The organism is Sphingorhabdus pulchriflava, from assembly GCF_003367235.1.
In the GTDB taxonomy this organism is placed as follows: domain Bacteria; phylum Pseudomonadota; class Alphaproteobacteria; order Sphingomonadales; family Sphingomonadaceae; genus Sphingorhabdus_B; species Sphingorhabdus_B pulchriflava.
This window is the reverse complement of record NZ_QRGP01000001.1, coordinates 1,699,646-1,719,263: the sequence shown is the minus strand read 5'-3', so window position 1 is coordinate 1,719,263 and position 19,618 is coordinate 1,699,646. Positions and strand designations below refer to the sequence as shown.

20 protein-coding genes and 1 tRNA gene are annotated in these 19,618 nt (G+C 56.7%); 12 read left to right on the top strand and 9 right to left on the bottom strand.

All coding sequences use genetic code 11. The features are described from left to right. Positions 1 to 12: 12 nt before the first annotated feature. Genes DXH95_RS08550 through DXH95_RS08540 form a run of 3 tightly spaced genes read right to left on the bottom strand, consistent with a single transcriptional unit; the run spans position 13 to position 1,681 of the window. The gene (locus DXH95_RS08550) at positions 13 to 366 is read right to left on the bottom strand and encodes a DUF3768 domain-containing protein (protein WP_115548928.1); all 354 of its coding nucleotides are present in this window, start codon (positions 364 to 366) and stop codon (positions 13 to 15) included. A 40-nt stretch (positions 367 to 406) separates the two neighbouring features. Continuing rightward, positions 407 to 1,099 carry a hypothetical protein gene (locus DXH95_RS08545; RefSeq protein WP_115548927.1) on the bottom strand — a complete coding sequence of 231 codons (693 nt, stop codon included), beginning with the start codon at positions 1,097 to 1,099 and terminating at the stop codon, positions 407 to 409. Continuing rightward, the gene (locus DXH95_RS08540; protein ID WP_115548926.1) at positions 1,100 to 1,681 is read right to left on the bottom strand and encodes a tyrosine-type recombinase/integrase; all 582 of its coding nucleotides are present in this window, start codon (positions 1,679 to 1,681) and stop codon (positions 1,100 to 1,102) included. A 613-nt stretch (positions 1,682 to 2,294) separates the two neighbouring features. Here DXH95_RS08540 and DXH95_RS08535 point away from each other — a divergent pair. Further along, positions 2,295 to 3,347, top strand: coding sequence for a hypothetical protein (locus DXH95_RS08535; protein WP_115548925.1), 1,053 nt, complete (start codon positions 2,295 to 2,297; stop codon positions 3,345 to 3,347). A 231-nt stretch (positions 3,348 to 3,578) separates the two neighbouring features. Here the strand turns inward: DXH95_RS08535 and DXH95_RS08530 are convergent, their stop codons facing one another. Both DXH95_RS08530 and DXH95_RS08525 read right to left on the bottom strand, forming a co-directional pair. Further along, a complete protein-coding gene (locus DXH95_RS08530; protein ID WP_275401832.1) occupies positions 3,579 to 3,767 on the bottom strand; it encodes a helix-turn-helix transcriptional regulator in 189 nt (62 codons plus the stop codon). A 459-nt stretch (positions 3,768 to 4,226) separates the two neighbouring features. Beyond that, a tRNA-Pro gene (locus DXH95_RS08525) sits at positions 4,227 to 4,303 on the bottom strand. A gap of 180 nt (positions 4,304 to 4,483) precedes the next feature. Here DXH95_RS08525 and yajC point away from each other — a divergent pair. Genes yajC through secF form a run of 3 tightly spaced genes read left to right on the top strand, consistent with a single transcriptional unit; the run spans position 4,484 to position 7,445 of the window. Next, entirely contained in the window at positions 4,484 to 4,813 is a 330-nt protein-coding gene (gene yajC, locus DXH95_RS08520; protein ID WP_115548923.1) for a preprotein translocase subunit YajC, read from the top strand. 36 nt (positions 4,814 to 4,849) lie between these two features. Next, entirely contained in the window at positions 4,850 to 6,448 is a 1,599-nt protein-coding gene (secD, locus tag DXH95_RS08515; RefSeq protein ID WP_115548922.1) for a protein translocase subunit SecD, read from the top strand. A gap of 16 nt (positions 6,449 to 6,464) precedes the next feature. Continuing rightward, positions 6,465 to 7,445, top strand: coding sequence for a protein translocase subunit SecF (gene secF, locus DXH95_RS08510; protein WP_115548921.1), 981 nt, complete (start codon positions 6,465 to 6,467; stop codon positions 7,443 to 7,445). On the opposite strand, the gene DXH95_RS08505 is transcribed toward secF, so the two are convergent. Both DXH95_RS08505 and DXH95_RS08500 read right to left on the bottom strand, forming a co-directional pair. Beyond that, positions 7,442 to 8,626 carry a glycosyltransferase gene (locus DXH95_RS08505; protein ID WP_115548920.1) on the bottom strand — a complete coding sequence of 395 codons (1,185 nt, stop codon included), beginning with the start codon at positions 8,624 to 8,626 and terminating at the stop codon, positions 7,442 to 7,444. The two genes, secF and DXH95_RS08505, sit on opposite strands and share 4 nt — an antisense overlap. 4 nt (positions 8,627 to 8,630) lie before the next feature. Continuing rightward, positions 8,631 to 9,194, bottom strand: coding sequence for a helix-turn-helix domain-containing protein (locus tag DXH95_RS08500; RefSeq protein ID WP_115548919.1), 564 nt, complete (start codon positions 9,192 to 9,194; stop codon positions 8,631 to 8,633). A 92-nt stretch (positions 9,195 to 9,286) separates the two neighbouring features. On the opposite strand from DXH95_RS08500, the gene DXH95_RS08495 reads away from it, so the two are divergent. Beyond that, positions 9,287 to 9,808, top strand: a complete 522-nt coding sequence (locus tag DXH95_RS08495) for a DUF6456 domain-containing protein (RefSeq protein WP_220272247.1) — start codon at positions 9,287 to 9,289, stop codon at positions 9,806 to 9,808. Here DXH95_RS08495 and DXH95_RS08490 read toward each other — a convergent pair whose 3' ends face one another. Beyond that, positions 9,809 to 11,599, bottom strand: coding sequence for an ABC-F family ATP-binding cassette domain-containing protein (locus DXH95_RS08490; RefSeq protein ID WP_115548918.1), 1,791 nt, complete (start codon positions 11,597 to 11,599; stop codon positions 9,809 to 9,811). A 59-nt stretch (positions 11,600 to 11,658) separates the two neighbouring features. On the opposite strand from DXH95_RS08490, the gene DXH95_RS08485 reads away from it, so the two are divergent. From DXH95_RS08485 to DXH95_RS08465, 5 genes are all read left to right on the top strand, one after another. After that, positions 11,659 to 12,516, top strand: a complete 858-nt coding sequence (locus DXH95_RS08485) for a D-amino-acid transaminase (RefSeq protein WP_115548917.1) — start codon at positions 11,659 to 11,661, stop codon at positions 12,514 to 12,516. Between the two features lie 18 nt (positions 12,517 to 12,534). Continuing rightward, positions 12,535 to 13,245: an SIMPL domain-containing protein gene (locus tag DXH95_RS08480; RefSeq protein ID WP_115548916.1), complete on the top strand. Its 711-nt coding sequence runs from the start codon at positions 12,535 to 12,537 to the stop codon at positions 13,243 to 13,245. 86 nt (positions 13,246 to 13,331) lie between these two features. Next, positions 13,332 to 13,631 carry a PepSY domain-containing protein gene (locus DXH95_RS08475; protein ID WP_115549485.1) on the top strand — a complete coding sequence of 100 codons (300 nt, stop codon included), beginning with the start codon at positions 13,332 to 13,334 and terminating at the stop codon, positions 13,629 to 13,631. 81 nt (positions 13,632 to 13,712) lie between these two features. Further along, positions 13,713 to 14,378, top strand: a complete 666-nt coding sequence (locus DXH95_RS08470; RefSeq protein ID WP_115548915.1) for a response regulator transcription factor — start codon at positions 13,713 to 13,715, stop codon at positions 14,376 to 14,378. Positions 14,379 to 14,463: 85 nt separating this feature from the next. Then, positions 14,464 to 15,771, top strand: a complete 1,308-nt coding sequence (locus tag DXH95_RS08465) for a sensor histidine kinase (protein WP_115549484.1) — start codon at positions 14,464 to 14,466, stop codon at positions 15,769 to 15,771. On the opposite strand, the gene DXH95_RS08460 is transcribed toward DXH95_RS08465, so the two are convergent. After that, positions 15,768 to 16,061, bottom strand: a complete 294-nt coding sequence (locus DXH95_RS08460) for a chorismate mutase (protein ID WP_420822289.1) — start codon at positions 16,059 to 16,061, stop codon at positions 15,768 to 15,770. The genes DXH95_RS08465 and DXH95_RS08460 overlap by 4 nt on opposite strands. A 93-nt stretch (positions 16,062 to 16,154) precedes the next feature. On the opposite strand from DXH95_RS08460, the gene DXH95_RS08455 reads away from it, so the two are divergent. After that, positions 16,155 to 17,168 carry a polyprenyl synthetase family protein gene (locus tag DXH95_RS08455; RefSeq protein WP_115549482.1) on the top strand — a complete coding sequence of 338 codons (1,014 nt, stop codon included), beginning with the start codon at positions 16,155 to 16,157 and terminating at the stop codon, positions 17,166 to 17,168. A 6-nt stretch (positions 17,169 to 17,174) separates the two neighbouring features. Further along, complete coding sequence (hrpB, locus tag DXH95_RS08450; protein WP_115548914.1) at positions 17,175 to 19,598, top strand: ATP-dependent helicase HrpB; 2,424 nt, start codon at positions 17,175 to 17,177, stop codon at positions 19,596 to 19,598. Positions 19,599 to 19,618 lie beyond the last annotated feature (20 nt).

Genomic DNA, 19,618 nt, shown 5'->3' with positions numbered 1-19,618 from the left:
CGCCAATCCACTTTAATACTCGCTCGCCAGCATGATGGTGAGCACTCGGGCTGTTACTTCTGGGTCAGTCGGGTCGGGTGAGTACATCTCCATGTCGAGATCGTAACAATCGATTTTCCAAAAGATGCGCTGGCCTTGGAAGTCGATGGAGCCAAAATCATGCTCTCGATACGGATCATTTGCTTCATCGAATGCGTCAAACGTGCGTATCTGATCGACGATCAGAAGCTGAGCATAAATGCCAAGCTGCTGGATACCAGGAGTGATGAGAGTGAGGCCATCTTTACCCGTGGTTCGAAATGCATCATTCAGTTCTCGTATGCGCTCTGTCCGCTGGACGCAGCTATCCTTTCGGGTGGTTTCCATGTTGGTCCTTTCTTTCAGATGTTGGGAGGGTTTGAAGCGGCTAAATCGGTGGGGGGCGCTCTGACGTCGCTCGTGGTTCAGCTACAATTGCTGTTAGGGCTGACGGTGTGATGTGATGGAGTCCGCTGTCGACACCGCATGAACTGCGATTCACATATCGATGATTGTCGCTATCGAAGAGTTGGATGCGGCTGTGATCAATGCCACTGACAACCGAATAGTGATTAAGCGTGTTATGTAGGCATATCAAAACCGGGCGTTGTTTTGCGACCTCGCTGGACATCCAGGAAAATAGCTGCTCGATCGAAGGTTGCGCATCATTTGCGGCCGATCGGCTGCGATTTTTATGGCGCGCTTCAAAATGCATTCCCGTGACACGGAGTGTTTCGGTACAAGCAAAGGGTAAGAGGTATTTGAGGAGCTGTCGTTGGCGCTTGATGACCATTCCGTGCTCGACAATGGCCCCGAGGTCCTTGCGCTGTTCGAGAAAGCCGATTGCAAATCGAAAAAGCTGTTTCGCCTTTGTCGGTGAAAGCGGCTCATATGGTGCCATAGCTAACTGAAGCGCGTTGAGGATGGCATAGATGCCACACAAGCTATCGAACTCGCCTTGCTGCCATGGCTTCAGCGACCTGCTTATCAAAAGCTCTGCGCTCTTCGGTTCGATGGGTTGGGGAAGTGGATGGTGTTGGATGGTTGGCGAAACATTCGAGCGATGATCGCCACCGGCCACTTAGATTAACCTCATCAATTGTCGCTGTGCTTCCCGGTCACCCATAATGTAGCGCTCGGTGGTGGTCAGGGCTCGATGACCTGCAAGCTCTTGTACGTCTCGCAAAGAACCGCCCACCTTTACGATGGCGCGTGCTGATCGGGTAATGAAAGTTCGCCTTCCGCTATGCGACGAGCAACCAGGCAGAGCTAAGGTTGCATAGACATCCGAAAACCAATTGACGATGCTACGTGGAGTCATCCGTCCTTTGCGTTCGGAGCAAATAACATAGCCTGTACGGGGTCTGCCTAACAAGCGATGATGGACACTCAACGCCTTTCGAAGGTCGGGATGCATAGGAATAGTTCGTGCGCTGCCGTACTTGGCAATGTGACGAGCGATCCGCATTTGATCATCAACGCTGCAGTCGGTGCGAAGAACCATCGGCCAAGTCAGGCCTGAAATCTCGCATGCGCGTAAACCAGCTTTGAACGACAAAAGTACAATGACACGGTTCCGCAGTGGGTAACGGGAAGTGGCAATATGGGCCAACACACGGCGCACATCTTCTTCTTCCAGCACCCGTGCGGGTAACCGTTCCATCAGCCTTATCCTTCAATGAATGCGAATCGGCGGTGGCTCTGATGAAACAGCGCCATTGCACCCTAACGTATAGCAGCGCTCAACGAAAATGTCAATAAAAGACATTAAAACAATAGTTTAATATCCATATTTCACTATGCCTTCGCGTTTGCAAATGTGCTCATCGTTCACAATTTAGCATAGGCTGCTGACGCTCGATCAGACTTTCGGTAACCGTTTGATCAAAACTCGTTGTCCAAATCAGCAATCAAATCTGCTCTGTGTGCTGTCGCATTACCGGCATCCCAAATCGGAAATTTTGTCGATCCGATAAATATGAATTGTCCGCATGCACGGTCCAGCGGATTCATGGCGCTGAAGGTTGTGTGCGCCGCATTCATCTTTGCGAAATCATCGATCCAAATAGTTCAACCTGAACGGTGTAACGCATCACTCGTAGCAAAGACGAGTAATAGGTTGGTTGGAATAGTAAGCTGAGATGCCACGTTGACGGCTGAGTTCGCCGCGTTGTGCATGTTAGCCAAGCATTTCTGACCATATAGCTCAATTTCCATATCCCCAATCGTTCAATCCATGGGGATTCTACCATTTCATTCAGAAAGTTTTTTCGAACATGGGTATCACCTATCATGATGAAGACATTACTACGCCTGGCTATTACCAAGCCGCTAGGAAAAGAGGGAAGAACCTTCTTCAGCGAAGCGTAGCTGACTTCCACGAGAACAAGCTCAATGCAGCCATATCCAGATTAGTGTTAAGCAATTTCAAGCGCAGAACGCTCGATCAGGTTTTGAATACGAAATACCCTTCGGGCCATCTTCCTATGTCGAACAAGGCTGTACGGCTAATGACATGGGACTACCTTAGTGCATCGCTAATTTCCCATTTCAATGAGCATCACAAACCCGTTGCAAAGATCTCTTTTGGTTTCCTCACTTTGTGCTGGGATGAGGGAATAACTGCAATCACATCGCCTGACCTCGACATTGTTAAGATGAAGCACAAGGCTCGACGGGCCATACGAGATCTTGGTGCACATGGAATTGCAGCGATCGACATTCATCCGCTACGGCACGCTAAAGGTGGAAGGCAAATCCTAGCTCATGTGCATTCCATCATTTGGTGGGAAAAGGGCAAGTCTAATCCCAAACGTGCAGCTAAAAGCCTTCAAAGGCGATTTCCGAACTCGTTCGGCGCAAAGGGTATCAAGATAACGACGCGTAAGCAGGCGGTCGCTAAGCGTATTGCCAAGGGAGCAATGGTTCACGCGCCTAGCGCCAATATGACGGATGATGATTTAGCTTTTCTCGCAGCCTACATGCTGAAGGCGCCTAACATGGTCAAACGATTGGTTTGTGATCCAGGGTGTCCTGAGAAAAGCACCATGAAGACAACGGCTGATGGCTACAGTGACGTAGTAGCACTCCATATGGCCCGGATTTGGTCATATGTAACTCCATACGACGCCATCTTTGCTATAGGCGATGGGAAACATCCGAGAGCGCAATTTGCGTTCTATCTTCGTCGCTGGGCGAAAAACAATTTCCAGAGGCAGCAGTTCGTGGAGGCCGCTGAACTGGATGACATGTGGAATTATGTCGGCAAACGAAATTCTAAATTGCAGCTTGGAGCGGCCAACATCACCGCAAAAGATGGCCTGAGCTAAATCGCCAACTCACACTTGGGGGGGGGTAAAAACCCCGTGATTTCGGAATTGAAACAAATGATCGGAATCGCGTGTCATTGCTAGGCAATCCGACGCCACCCTATTTTACGTGATTGCTAGGTGGTTGCTGCAACCAAATCAACAGGTGCTGGAAGTGCGCTAACTTATTGAAAAAAATGGTAGACGCTGAGGGGTTCGAACCCACGACCCGCTGATTAAGAGTTAGTGGTTTCAATATCTCCGCTGGGGCAGCGTATTAATCCAATGCTCAATATCAGTTTCTCTCCACCGAATTCGCCCAGCACCAATATCTACCGGCTCTGGAAAAGTCTTGTTCTGGATTCTTCGCCAAATAGTAGTCCTGCTCTTGATGCCAACTAAACGCATAACCTCGGTGCAGGTTAACAATGCCACATGCATCATGTGCTCTCCAAATAGGTGAAAATGATTGCAAAAAAATGTGATTATAGGTTCTTCCGGTAAGCTTGTAACAAGCAAGCAATGTAGCTGCGATCATCCCGTTTCCCGGACGGAATTTTGAGAGTAAAAAAAGAACATACTAGAAACATAATGCGGTTATTTGCCGCGACAGAGTTAAACGTGGTTACGCGCCCTAAATGGCGGCGTCACGTCTCCGTGCAGTCCTATCGAGCCGTCCTTATTCGCCACTATTGACCAAGTCAAAGCCAGCACAGGCCGATCAAAAGTCCGCGTCAGGAGGTAAATCAGCCTAAGAATCGAACCGAGACTCGCATCGATTCGTGAGTTTCAGATCGGCATCATGTAAGAATATTCTAAATAAGTGCACCATCAGTGCACCATGAGGCATTTAGAGCGCGGTTGGCGCTCATATAATTGGATCTAAGTTATTGAAATTATTGGTCGGGACGAGAGGATTCGAACCTCCGACCCCCACACCCCCAGTGTGATGCGCTACCAGGCTGCGCTACGTCCCGACCGGAGCGCGGCCTATATGGCGGCACATCGGTAAAAGCAAGGGGCCTTGTTGTCCGATAAACGCTTTCCCGTTGCACGCGATTTACCATGGTGGTAACCGCGCGCCTTGGATTTTCCGGAGGCACTTCCTATTTGCCCTCCAGCAAGAACAATCGGGGAAAGCAATAATGACATCGTCCATGATATTCGCGGCAGCTGCAGCAGGTGCTGCCGGTGGTTCGACCGGTGCCGCCTTTTTTGTACAGGTACTTCCGCTGCTGCTAATTTTCGTCGTTTTCTACTTCCTGCTCATCCGTCCGCAACAAAAGCGTGCGAAGGAGCATGCGGCGAAAATCGAGGCTGTTGCCAAGAATGACGAAGTGGTGACCGGCGGCGGTCTGATGGGCAAAGTAACCAAGGTTGCCGATGACCATGTCGAAGTCGAAATCGCCCCCAATGTTCGGGTAAAGGCGCTGAAATCGACGCTTGCCGACGTGAAAAGTCGTACGCTGAAAGCGGCAAACGAATAATCCGGCCATAGGCTGTCTGACGACAAGGATAGAGTGATGCTGGATTTTCCACGCTGGCGCGTAATCATGCTCAACATACTGATTGTGTTGAGCCTGCTGTTGGCGCTGCCAAGTTTCCTGCCAAAAAGCTGGCTGGATCGCATTCCTGACGGGGTTCCCAAGCAAACGATCAGCCTCGGGCTCGATCTTGCAGGCGGCAGTCACATCCTTTTGGAAGCAGACACTGCCCAATTGGCACGTGACCGGCTGGAATCGATCGAAGACAGCGTTCGTACGGCGATGCGGCGCGCGGAACCGCGCATTGCGATCGAAGGTGTAACCCGAACGGGCGGCAAGCTCAGCTTCATCGTTACCGATCCCGCGCAGATTGATGCGGCACGCGAGGCGCTGCTGCCAATCATCGCAAACAGCGTTGGCGGACGCGATTGGACGATCGAAGTCACCGACGGAAACCGCATCAGCCTGATACCGGCGGCAACCGGTAATACTACCGCGCTCGACCAGGCAATGAATTCGGCCAAGGACGTTATCGATCGCCGTATCAACGCAGTTGGCACTCTGGAGCCAACCATCATCCGTCAGGGTGCGGATCGTATCGTTGTGCAGGTGCCCGGCCTCGACGACCCGCAGGCGCTAAAGGAACTGATCGGCAAGACCGCCAAGCTGGAGTTCAAGGTGGTCGATGAAGGCGCTGACCCCGAGCAGACCGCGCAGGGCAAGGCCCGAGTCGGCAGCCAGGTTTTGCCCTATCCCGACAACCCGACGGGCATTCCCTATATCGCGGTGCGCCGCCTCGGCGGCATTTCCGGCGACAAGTTGACTGGCGCACAGCAAAGTTTCGACCAGCAAACAAACGAAGCGGTGGTCATCATCCAGTTTGATGGCGAGGGTGGTCAGCGCTTTGCCCGTATGACCCAGCAGAATACCGGTAAGCTGTTCGCCATCATCCTTGACGGTCAGGTCATTTCCGCGCCGCGGATCAATGAACCAATTTTGGGCGGCACGTCGCAGATTTCGGGAAGCTTCACTGTGGAAAGCGCGAGCCAGCTGGCAATTGCGCTCAACTCGGGCGCTTTGCCGGTCAATCTGAAGGTTGTTGAGGAGCGCTCGGTTGGTCCTGATCTGGGTGCGGACTCGATCCGCAGCGGGATGATTGCCGCACTGGTCGGCACCGCCGCCGTACTGATGTGGATGATCCTGTCATACGGCCGGTTCGGCATCTATGCGAGCTATGCTCTGGTCCTGAACGTAGCGATGATTTTGGCGGTTATGGCGATGTTCAATGCAACGCTGACGCTGCCGGGCATTGCCGGTTTCGTGCTGACCATCGGCGCAGCGGTTGACGCGAACGTGCTGATTAACGAACGCATACGCGAAGAACGACGAAAGGGCCGACGCGTCATCCAGGCCATCGAAAATGGTTATAAGGAAGCGAGCCGTGCGATTTTCGACGCGAATATCACCAACGTCATTGCCGCTGTGCTGCTCTTCATCTTTGGCTCGGGCCCGATCCGCGGCTTTGCCGTGGTTCTGATGATCGGCATCGTGACATCGGTGTTCACGGCAGTGACCTTTACACGGATGTGGGTGTCGCGCTGGGTCAAGCGCGCCCGTCCGCAAGACCTGAATATTTGAGGCAAGGGGCCGAACCATGAAACTTTTGAAGCTCGTTCCCGACAATACCAATATCGGCTTCCTCAAATGGCGGAATATCGCCTTCGGCGTTTCGATCCTGTTGATGGTCGCATCCATCGCGCTGGTCGCGACGCGTGGCCTGAATTTCGGCGTGGATTTTATCGGTGGCCAGATGATCCGTACGACATTTGTCGGTGAACAGGCCGCTCCGGTTGAGGCGCTGCGTGAGTCCGTCGGCGAATTGGGTTATGGCGAGCCGACCATCCAGCGCTTCGGTGCGGAAAACCAGGTTTCGATCCGGATGAAGCTGCCCGACGGAGCAGACAAGAAGCCGGAACTGGCGAATGTCATGGCCGAAAAAATCGTTGCCAAGATCAAGGAAGACCATCCCAAAGTTCGAATAGACGGAGTCGATTCGGTCTCTGGCAAAGTGTCGAGCGAATTGTTCGAAAAGGGCTTTTTCGCATTGATCGCTGCGGCATTGGGGGTCGCGGTCTATGTCTGGTTCCGCTTTGAATGGCAGTTCGGCATGGGCGCAATTTGGGCGCTGGTGCATGATATCACGCTAACCTTTGGCCTGTTCGCGCTGACGCAGATGGAATTCGATTTGAACATCATCGCGGCGCTGCTGACGATCATCGGTTATTCGCTCAACGATACGATCGTTATTTATGACCGCATTCGCGAAAATCTGATGAAATTCCGTAAGATGGATTTGCCTGCGCTGCTCGATCTTTCGGTCAACGAAACATTGTCGCGGACAGTCATGACCAGCTTGACCATATTGACTCCGCTGGTGGTACTGGTGCTGTTCGGGCCAGACGTAATCTTCGGTTTCAGCGTCGCGATGGCCTTTGGCATTTTCGTCGGCTCCTATTCGTCAATCTATCAGTCGGCTCCCTTCCTCATCTGGTTCGGGGTGAATTCGGACAGCTTTGTGCCTGCCGAAAAGGTCGCTGACAGCAAGGTCGAACGACTGAACGAAGGAAAAGTCTAAGCTTTCCTGACCAGTAAATGGCGCCAATGCGCGACCAGCGCGGCGCCATTTGCCTCCCAGCTATAGTCGGCGACCGTCGCCGCAACCGTCTCACGGTGGGGCGGTGATGCAAGCAGTTCGTGCACCGCTGCAGCTATAGCTTCGGCATCACGTTCGACAATCCTGCCTGCTGTGTCGGAATGCAGTACTTCGCGCGCTCCGCCCGTGTCGGTAATAACCAGCTGCGTTCCGCAGGCAAGAGCCTCTATCCAGGCGTTGGCCAGGCCTTCGCTGGACGAAGGTAGCACCGCGACATCGGCGGCCTGCAGATAATGGGCAATTTCGCTATGGGGTAAGGATCCGAGGAAGTGGACACGTTCAGCAACCCCCAGTTCGTGCGCCAATTTTCCAAGCATTTGCCGGTCTTCGCCTTCACCGATGAGCGCTAGACGTGCGTCTGGCAATTTCGCCATCGCCTTGATGGCAAAGGCTTGGCCTTTGCGTGGAATGAGGGCGCCGACGCACACAAGCAGCGCTTCATAAATTGGAACTTGCAGCCGTTCGCGCAGCATATTGTGCGGTTCGGTCGGGATATTGAAAAGCGAGCGGTCAATGCCGGTACGATGGACCCGTATCTTGGTCGCATCGACGCCCAGTGCAACGATATCGTCTTTGATAGCGTCTGAGACGGCCAGCAATCCGGTGGACTTTCGCGCTGCCTCGACAATCTGCTCGCGGCATCCGGCAACTGTCGTCCAATAATGAATATCCGCGCCGCGCGCCTTGATCGAAAAAGGAAGACCTAGTGCTTCTGCAATTCGCATCGCTGCAGGGCCATCAGGCCAGAAGAATTGCGCATCGACCAGATCGAAAGGCTGCTGCGCATGCAGGCGACGGGCAAGGGGTAGCACGGCCTTGGCAATGGCGGCGGCATTGCGGGCCGGGGCCATTCGGGGGAACAAAGTGAAATGGGGCCGCAGCACTGCCTTTCCGTTGCAAGCGTCTTCTTGCTGCAATGCAGATCGCCGGCGATAGGCAGAAAGCAGTTTGGACAGCGGCCAGGGCGGCAGGCCTTTGGGGCTGATGCGGATAATCTCGACTTCACCTGTGGCGTCGGCGGCGTCGAGCGACAGTTCGACAAAACGCCCGAAATTTGGCGCGGCGGCGCTGGGATAAAGGGTCGAGAGCGAGAGAATGCGCATGGTTTTAAAGCGAGCGAACCAGCTTACTTGCGCGCGCAATCCATGCGGGGTCAGCTACCACCTGCTGGCGGGCACCTGCAGCGAGCGGGAGCAAGTGCAACTTTCCATCCTCGCGCCCCAACAGTCTTCCGAACAGGAAGCGACCTGCAGGGCGGGGGACCAGAATATCGCAATTGAGCGCCTCGGCAAAGCGTTCGGGCGGCATTTGCTCGCACCATATTTCATCGCCGCGCCGATAGTCGCCGATGCTGTCCATGACCCGAAGCCCCACCATTTCACCGACCAGGCGCGGCGCGACCATCGTATCGGTTTTGGTTGGTGCTTGCACACCGTCGATACCCAGATGGGCAGCAACCGGTAGTTCTTCCTGATCGGGCAGCTGCACCAATTCGCTGGCGTCGACGCCCAAAGCATCGGCTATTCGGTTGAGCCAATCGAGCGACAAGGTGCGCGTTCCGGTTTCCAGACGGCCTATGGTCTGCGCGGTGGTGGGCGGGTCGCAGCGTTCGGCGACGTCGAGCAGGGTATATCCCTTGGCGCGGCGGACTTCACGGATTCGGTGCAGCATCAAAAGATCTTTCGATAACCAAATAGGTTTTCACTGTCCTACATAATTCTCCAAATGGCAATAGGCCTTTTCAACGATTCGAAGGAGACCTCATGCCGCGTCGCAATTCAGCCAGCGAACCCGACAAATTTCGCGACCCCCGCATGCTCGTTGAACGTGCGCTACCCGACCCGACCGATGACGGTTCGCGTTACAAACCCAAGCGAACCGTCACCGTCAACCTGTCCGAATCTCCACTGTCCTGGCTGCACGCGCATGGCCATTTGTCCGACCGGCAATTGCTGGCGGGAGAAAAACTGCGCAGCGATTATGAATGCGCTTGTCTGGGTGCGCGGACCACGATGGCTTGGGATTCATCACCCGTTTCGCGTGGAAAACGCAGTGCGCCATCGCCCTTCACGCCCACCGAACGCGTGCTGCACGCCAAGCAACGTTTCGATGACGCCATGATGGCGCTTGGCCGCGATCTGAGCGATATCGCATGGCGGGTGATCTGCGCAGGCGAGGGCGTGCCCGTGGCAGAAAAGGCGATGGGATGGCCGCTTCGATCAGGAAAGCTGGTGCTACGTATCGCGCTCGACCGGCTGGGGGATTATTACCGGTTGCCGGGGTGATCAGGATGCGAGTGCCTCGACCATCTCAGCCAGTTCAAGCCAGCGCTCCTCTGCCGCATCCTTTTCGGCGCGCAATGCATCGATTGCCGATGTGAGGTCCGCAAACCGCTTTGGATTGCGCGTGTAGAGACTGGCGTCGAACAGTTCGGCTTCCGCTTTGGCAATTTCCGCATCGATATCTTCGATCCGCTTTGGCAGCAGATCATAGTCGCGCTGGTCCTTGTACGTCAGTTTGACGGCCTTAGGTGGTGGAGGGGCCGTGGGGGGCTGTGCCGCCTTCTGCGTTTTGGCTGCATTTTGCGGGCGGCGGTCGCGCTTGGCTTCCCAGTCAGCATAACCGCCCGCGATGATATCAACTTTACCCGATCCATCGAGACCGAGCGTCAATGTCACCGTGCGGTCAAGGAAATCGCGGTCATGGCTGACGATCAGCACGGTGCCTTCATAATCGGCGATGACTTCCTGTAACAGGTCGAGCGTTTCAAGGTCGAGATCGTTGGTGGGTTCGTCGAGCACCAGCAGGTTCGCTTCACGCGCAAATTCGCGCGCGAGCAGCAGGCGTGAGCGTTCACCACCCGAGAGCGTTCCGATCCGCGCCTCGACCAGATTGGGGTCGAAAAGGAATTCCTTTAGATAGCCCTGAATATGCTTTTTGTGTCCGCGCACGACAATCCAGTCGCTGCCGTCAGCGAGCACATCGCGCACCTTCTTTTCTGGCAAAAGCAATTTGCGTTGCTGGTCGATGATGATGCCCGTCAGCGTTTTCGACAGGGTGATCTTGCCCTCATCCGGCTGCATTTCGCCGGTCAGCATCCGGATCAGCGTGGTCTTGCCGGTTCCATTGGCGCCGACGATACCGATACGGTCGCCGCGCTGGATGCGCAGGGTGAAGTCGCGGATAATCTTGCGGTCACCAAAGCTTTTGGAAACGCCCTCGGCCGCAATCACCGTCTTGGTCTTGGATTCGTCAGAAGCCGCCGCCAGCTTGGCCGTGCCTTGCGGGCCGAGCATCGCCGCACGTTGTGCGCGCATTTCCCACAATTTCGCCAGCCGCCCCTGATTGCGTTTGCGCCGCGCGGTGACCCCGCGTTCAAGCCAGTGCGCCTCGATCTTCAGCTTGGCATCAAGCTTGTCCGCCGCGCGGGCCTCTTCGGCATAGACCGCCTCCATCCATGCCTCATAGCCACCAAAACCGATTTCGTTACGGCGCAGGCTGCCCCGATCAAGCCAGAAAGTCTGGCGCGTCAGGCGGGTAAGGAAAGTGCGGTCATGGCTGATGACCATGAAGGCACCCTTATAGCGAGTCAGCCAGTCTTCGAGCCACTCAATCGCCGCCAGATCAAGATGGTTGGTCGGTTCGTCGAGAAGCAGCAGGTCAGGCTCGCTCGCCAGCGCGCGGCAGATCGCAGCACGCCGCCGTTCGCCGCCGCTCGCGGTCTTGGCCTCGCGGTCAAGATCGATACCCAACTGGTCTGCAATGCTGCGGATTTCATGCTCGGGTGGAGCGCGTTCGCCTGACAGACAATAGTCGATCAGCTTTTCGAACGGCGCAAAATCAGGGTCCTGTTCGAGTATCACGATATTGGTGCCCGGAACCACAGTCCGCTTGCCCTTGTCGGGTTCGAGTATTCCGGCGACTAGTTTCATCAACGTCGTCTTGCCCGCGCCATTACGTCCGATCAGCGCCAGCCGGTCGCGCGGACCGATGAAGACATCGATGTCGCTAAACAGCCAGCCAGCGCCTTGCTGCAGCGAGAGATCTTCGTAGGACAGGATGGGAGGGGCACGCATGGTGCGCGGCGGATAGGGGGAAGGTTGACGCGATGCAAGCTCTCGCGCAAAGCCAATCCATGCGCACAGTCTATCTCAACGGCCAATATGTCCCCGAAACTGAAGCCAAGGTGTCGGTCTTTGACCGCGGCTTTCTGTTCGCAGATGCGGTGTATGAAGTTGTCTCGGTTATCGATGGCAAGCTGATCGATTTTGATGGCCATGTCGCTCGCTTGCATCGTTCGATGGCCGAGCTGCGCATGCCGCAGCCGCCGGGGCGCGAAGAGCTGCTCACCATGTGCCGCGAACTCGCCGCGCGCAACGCGCTGACCGAAGGCATGATCTATTTTGAGGTCACACGCGGCAATCCGGGGGATCGCGATTTCCTTTTTCCGTCAGCCGAGCTTCAGCCGACCATCGTCGGCTTCACCCAAAACGCTCCGCTCGTGGACCGGCCACAGGCGGAAAGTGGGGTTTCCGTGGTCACGCTGCCCGACCGCCGCTGGCAGATGGCGCATGTGAAGACGACACAATTGCTCTACGCCTCACTGATGAAGGCCGAGGCCAAGGCGTGCGGGGCCGACGATGCCTGGCTGGTGCGCGACGGCTTCGTCACCGAGGGCAGTTCGCAAAATGCACACATTGTTACGAAGCAGGGCAAGCTCATCACCCATCCGCTCGACAGCAGCATCCTGCATGGCATCACCCAGTCGGCGGTGCTCGAACTGGCGCGTCAGGGCGTTGTCGAGGTCGAGACGCGATCCTTCACTGTAGAGGAAGCCAAGGACGCTGCCGAGGCAATGGTGACCGCCGCCTCTGCCTTCGTTCTTCCAGTCACCCGTATAGATGGCGTTCAGCTTGGGGATGGCACATGCGGGCCGATCACGCGGAAATTGCGCGAAACCTATATAGAGTTTGCGCGCAATTCCGCGATCTGATCGCAAGAAGGAGTATCTATGCGCAAGCTGATTATCGCCGCACTTTTGGCAACCGGCAGCATCACGGGGCAAGCAATGGCAACCGAAGTCCACATCACTGCAACCAATCCCGTCATCGACCTTTCGGTGACCGAATATGTCGATACCACACCGGATGTCGCCAGTTTCTCAACCGGCGTGCAGACGCTCGCCCTGACCGCGAATGAAGCAGTCCGGCAGAACAACATGCAGATGTCTTCGGTCATCGCGCGGCTCAAAAAGCTTGGGATTGCCGACAAGGATATCCAGACGACCCAGATATCGCTCAACCAGCAGTTTGATTACAACGAAGGGCGGCAGGTTTTTCGCGGGTTTGAAGCGAACAACACTGTCACCGCCAAACTGCGCGATCTGAAGAAATTGCCGCAGTTCCTCGACGCGCTGGCTAGCGATGGTGCTACAAACTTCAACGGCCCGAGCTTCTCGGTCGATGATGATAGCAAGCTGAAGGAAACTGCGCGCGACAAGGTGTGGGACAACGCAATGAAGCGGGCGAACGCGATCGCGCGCAAAGCTGGCTATGCCAGCGCGCGCGTGTTGCGGGTCGAGGAGCAATCCGGCGACTTTGGCGGATATCCGATGCCGGTGATGGCGGTGCGCGAACAATCCTCGGCCAAAGATACGCCCATTGCGCCAGGTCAGGTGCGCATCGGCTCGACGATGAATTTCACCTTTGAAATGGTGAAGTAAAAAGTGATGCGGGGCGGCTTTATCCTTTCCAAATCCTTGACGCGTCGTTCAGACTTGGTTCAATGCCGTCATTGCACATGGGTGATATGAAAAAAGCCGTCCTGCTCCTGCTGTCCATCACGCTGGGAACCGTCAGCATCACAGCCCCCATCCATGCCCGCAAGGGTGATGATCAGGTCAAGGCGCGTGAGCAGATGAATTCGGGCAAGGTTCTGTCCCTGCGCGAAATCGAAGGGCGCGTAGTGCCCCGGATGCGCGGGATGGAATATCTGGGCCCTGAATATGATGGCAGTGCGCAGGTGTATCGCCTTAAATTCATTGATTCGGGCCGCGTCATCTTCGTTGATGTCGATGCGCGTTCGGGCAGTGTATTGCGCCAGCGCTAGGCGCAGCCTTTGGTTTGCGCCTGCCGTTCAATCTGTTATCTCCGGTAAATCAATAATAGCCATAGGGAGCAAGGAAGCGACATGCGCATCCTGATCGTGGAAGATGAACCGACACTCGGGCAGCAGCTCAAATCGACACTGGAAGGTGCCGGCTATGCTGTGGACCTGTCGACCGATGGCGAAGACGGCCATTTCATGGGTTCGACCGAAAATTACGACGCGGTGATCCTTGATCTTGGCCTTCCCGAGGTCGACGGACTGACCGTCCTCGACCGCTGGCGGCGTGAGGGGAAGAAATTCCCCGTGCTGGTGCTGACCGCGCGTGACAGTTGGTCGGACAAGGTTGCAGGCCTCGACGCAGGTGCCGATGATTATCTCGCAAAGCCCTTCCAGACCGAAGAGCTGATTGCCCGGTTGCGTGCGCTTATTCGCCGTGCTTCAGGTAATGCCTCGTCTGAACTGACCGCAGGCGATGTTCGCCTCGATACCCGATCGGGCCGAGTCACGCTGAACGGCGAGCCGGTGAAGCTGACGGCGCAGGAATATAAGCTGCTGTCGTACCTGATGCACCATAAGGGCAAGGTCGTTAGCCGCACCGAATTGATCGAACATATTTACGATCAGGATTTCGACCGCGATTCGAACACGATCGAAGTGTTCGTCACGCGCATCCGCAAGAAATTGGGTCAGGACGTGATTTCGACGATCCGTGGTCTTGGCTACAGCCTGGAAGAATCGCGCGGCTAAACCGATGGCAGAGGGCGAACCCGTTATAGTTTCGCCTGCGGGTAAGGCCGAACGGACAACCGGCACCGGCTATTTGAGCCGGCGCATGATCATCATCGCCGCAGGCTGGATAACCCTGTTGCTGATCGCAGGCGGACTCGCGCTTGACCGTGTACTGGTCAACGCGGTGTCGGACAATTTCGACGACCAGATGGAATATGTGCTGACGGCCATGATCGCCTCGGCCGAAATTGGCCCAGATGGTGAAGTCCGGCTGAACCGGCCTTTGGGGGACCAGCGCTTTCTGGAACCGAATAGCGGGCTGTATTGGCAAATCAGCGGCAAGGGTAAAATGCCGTTCCCGTCGCGGTCATTGTGGGACCGCACCTTGCGTGTCGATTTCAGCCATGCAGATTCGGTGCCGCATTTCCGCAGCAGCTCCGAGTTTGCGGGAGAACCATTGCGCATCGTCGAACGCGCGATCGTACTGCCCGACAGCGAGACACGCTGGATATTCATAGTGGCGCAAAGCCGCGAAAGTTTGGACGCCCAGATTACGGAATTGCGAACAGTCCTCGCGACAGCCTTTGCCGTTCTCGCTTTTGGCCTGATCATCATGGCCGCTTTGCAGACCTTTTACGGATTATGGCCTCTTCGCGATGTGCGCCGCGAAATTGCGGCGATGCGCAGCGGCAAACAGCATCGCATTCAGGAGGCATTGCCCGACGAGGTGATGCCAATGGTCAATGAACTCAATGCATTGCTAGATCATAATGAGAAACAAGCTGAGGAAGCGCGGCGCCATGCAGGCAATCTTGCGCATGCGTTGAAGACACCACTGACGGTTATCATGAACAGCGCCACGGCGCAGGCCCCCGACCTTGCCGAGACGGTGATCCGCGAGGCTACGACCATGCGGCGACAGGTCGATCACCATCTCGCCCGCGCCCGCGCGGTCGGGCGGCGCGGACACAGCCACAGCCGGGCCGAAGTCTGGCAAAGCCTCGAATCGGTCGAGCGCGCGGTCGGGCGCTTATACCGCCATGTTCGCCTCGACATGGCGGGCGACAAAGAGGTTGCGGTGCGTGTAGAGCGACAGGATCTGGACGAAATGATCGGCAATCTGGTCGAAAACGCAGCCAAATATGGTGGCGGCAGCGTCTTCGTCACCGTCGAGGATCAGGGCGATATGGTTGGCATCATCATTGAGGATGACGGTCGCGGTATCCCCCAAAAAGACAGGGCGCGCATTTTCGACCGTGGCGTACGGCTCGATAGCGGGAAGCCTGGCACTGGCCTTGGTATGGCTATCGTTCGCGACGTCGCCGAAATCTACAACGGCACTATCGAACTGGATGAAAGCGAGGATATGGGCGGATTGTTGGTCAGGTTGAAACTGCCAAAAGCGCTCTAACCGGCCCCGTCCCTTATCCGCTCATGATGGCGGATGACTTCATCGATGATGAAGCGCAGGAATTTCTCGGTGAAATCGGGGTCGAGATTGGCGTCTTTCGCCAATTGGCGCAGCCTCTCGATCTGCCGCTCTTCGCGACCGGGGTCAGCGGGCGGCAGCTTGGTCGTGGCCTTATATTCGCCGACTGCCTGCGTGATTTTGAAACGCTCGGCGAGCATGAACACGAGTGCAGCATCGATATTGTCGATGCTCTCGCGATACCGGGTGAGCTTGTCGTCCTGTGCCATCATCCATTCCATGCCGTGCCGAGGCGCGACAGGCAAGCGGCATTGCAGCTTTTGCACTTGCGCGCGAGGCTGCCGCTTGCCAAGGCTTTGGAGGATATGACTGCGACCATTCACCAACTTGGCGCCGCGCGCACGCCTTCGCTCCAGCCGATGCTCAATCTCGTAGCTCCGGAAATGAATCGCGTGAATGCCGTTATCCTTGACCGGATGCAGTCTGAAATTCCGCTGATCCCCGAATTGGCGGGCCATTTGATTGCGGGCGGTGGAAAGCGGATGCGGCCGATGCTGACGCTCGCCTGCGCGCGTTTGCTCGACTATCCTGGGGATCGGCACCACAAATTGGCAGCTGCGGTGGAATTCATCCACACCGCGACGCTGCTGCACGATGATGTTGTCGATGGCAGCGACATGCGGCGCGGCAAGACCGCCGCGAATCTGATCTTCGGCAATCCTGCCGCCGTTCTCGTTGGCGATTTCTTGTTCAGCCGTTCGTTCGAATTGATGGTCGAGGATGGATCGTTGAAGGTCCTCAAGATCCTGTCCAATGCGTCAGCGGTGATTGCCGAGGGCGAGGTGAACCAGCTCACCGCGCAGCGGCAGATTTCCACCAGTCAGGAAAAATATCTCGATATTATCGGATCGAAGACAGCGGCGCTTTTTGCTGCGGCTTGTCGCATTGCCGCCGTGGTTGCCGAACGCCCCGAGGTGGACGAACTGGCGCTCGATGCTTATGGCCGCAATCTGGGCATAGCCTTCCAGCTGGTCGACGATGCGATCGATTATGTCTCCGATGGCGTAACGATGGGCAAGGATGCGGGCGACGATTTCCGCGATGGCAAGGTGACGTTACCGGTCATCCTCGCGCACAGCCGAGGCGACGTCGATGAAAAGCATTTCTGGCACAATGCGATGCTTGGTCACCGTGTAAGCGCCGACGATCTGGCTTATGCGACTAGTCTGCTGCGCAAATATAACGCGATCGACGACACACTCGAACGCGCCCGCCATTATGGTCAGCGAGCGATCGATGCTCTCGGCCCGTTCCCTGCCAGCGCTGCGAAGGATGCGCTGGTCGAGGCGGTGGAGTTTGCCATTGCCCGCGCCTATTAAGGCGGCGTGACCCTTCCTGTCGAAGCTGTACTATCGGAATTGAAGGCTGCGCTTGTCGCGGGCTCCAATGCTGTTCTGATCGCACCACCCGGAGCAGGCAAGACTACGATGGTTGCCTCTGCCTTGCTGGCGGAAAAATGGTGCATCGGCCAGATATTGCTGCTTTCTCCTCGCAGATTGGCCGCACGCGCAGCAGCGGAGAGGATCGCCGAACTGACGGGCGAACCGGTCGGCGGACTTGTTGGATATGCGACCCGAATGGACAGCAAACAGTCGGCCAAAACGCGCATATTGGTTCTGACCGAAGGCATATTCCGTAACCGCATTCAGGACGATCCCGAGCTTGCGGGGGTCTCGGCGGTGCTGTTCGATGAAGTCCATGAACGCAGCCTCGACAGCGATTTCGGCTTGGCTTTGGCCCTAGATGCCCAAGGCGGGCTGCGCCCCGATTTGCGGTTGGTCGCGATGTCGGCCACGCTTGACGGCGGGCGTTTTGCCACATTGATGGGCGCACCAATCGTTGAAAGCGAAGGCAAATCCTGGCCACTCGAATTGCGCCATATCGGGCGCAAGGCCGAGACACGTATCGAGGATGAAATGGCAGCAGCCATCCGCCGAGCTTTGACCGAGGAGAAGGAAGGCGATGTGCTCGCTTTCCTGCCCGGTGTTGCCGAAATCGAGCGGACGGCAGAGCGACTGGAAGGGATATCCGCCGAAACCCATCGGCTGCATGGCAGCCTCGATCCAGCCGAACAGCGGGCCGCCATTCGCAAAAGTGCCCTTCGAAAGGTCATCCTTGCAACCTCTATTGCCGAAACCAGCCTGACGATCGACGGCGTCCGCATCGTTGTCGACAGCGGTCTGGCAAGGCGCGCCCGTTACGATCGCGCAGCCGGATCGACCAGGCTGGTAACCGAACGCGCCAGTCAGGCGGCGGTAACGCAAAGGGCGGGGCGCGCGGCAAGGCAGGGGCCGGGCGTCGCCTATCGTTTGTGGGAGGAAGCTGCGACCGCAGGCATGCCGCCATTCGATCCGCCAGAGATATTGGAAGCCGATCTTTCGCCTCTGTTGCTCGATTGCGTGCTGTGGGGTGTTAGCGATCCAGCGTCGCTGCAATGGCTCGATTCGCCACCCAAGACTGCGATTGACGAGGCGCGCACGCGATTGGCCGAACTGGAGGCAATCGACGGGGACGGACGCCCTACCAAACATGGGCACGCAATTGCGCGCCTGCCGCTGCCACCGCGGATCGCGCATATGCTGGTCACGGCGTCGGCACTGGGTTTCGGCAAGCTCGCGGCCGAAGTTGCCGTGTTGCTGTCCGAACGTGGACTTGGCGGCAATGATACCGATCTCGAACGACGCCTCGAGCGCTGGCGCAGCGAGCGCGGCCAGAGGGCAGAGGCGGCGCGGAGATTGGCTTTGCGATGGTCGCAACTTGCCCCTTCGACGTTGAATGACAAATCGGAGGGGAGCGTCGCTATGGCCGCCGCCCTTGCTTTCCCGGACCGCATCGCAAAGCGCCGCGACGCTTCGGGCGAAAATTGGTTGAGCGTAGGGGGCAGGGGATATCGGCTCGATCCTGCGCATCCGCTAGCTAAGGAAGAATGGTTGGCGGTTGCCGATATCCAAGGAGCCGCATCGGGCGCGCGGATACTATCGGCAGCAGCAATCGATTTTGCGGAAATTGAGGTGCTCTATGGCGACCGCATTGTAAGCGGCGCACATATAAGCTTTGATCCGGCAACCGGAGGTGTGCGAACGGAAAGCGGTCGGCGGCTGGGTGCGATAACGCTATCAAAGGGGCAAGACGCCAAGGCCGATCCGGAGGTTATCGCTGCAGCCTTGCTGGAGGGCGTGCGCGAATATGGGCTTGGCCTGCTACCGTGGAGCGATGCCTCGATACGGCTGCGTGAACGGGCGCAATGGGCAGGGGTTGCCGGTTTGAGCGACGCTGAGCTAGTCGATGCCCTCGAGATGTGGCTCGCGCCATTGCTGGGCGGCAAGCGGCGATTGTCTGAACTTGGTCCGGGCGCTTTGCACAATGCGTTGCAGGGTCTGATTGGTTGGGACGGACAACAGGCCATTGATCGGCTGGCTCCACCGCATTTCGCCTCGCCTGCAGGTACTACCCACGCCATCGACTATTCGGCGGAAGGCGGACCGTTGGTCGAATTGCGCGTGCAGGCCTTGTTCGGACTTGCCGAACATCCGGTCATTGGAAACGAACGAACGCCGCTGGTGCTTTCGCTCACATCCCCTGCAGGCCGCCCGATCCAGACCACACGCGATTTGCCCGGATTCTGGAGAGGCAGTTGGGCCGATGTCGCCAAGGAAATGCGCGGGCGGTACCCCAAGCACAACTGGCCTGACGATCCGACGGCTGCGGTTGCCAGTCTTAAGACCAAAAAGGCGCAATCGCGCACTTGATTGGCGCGCCTAAATCGGCG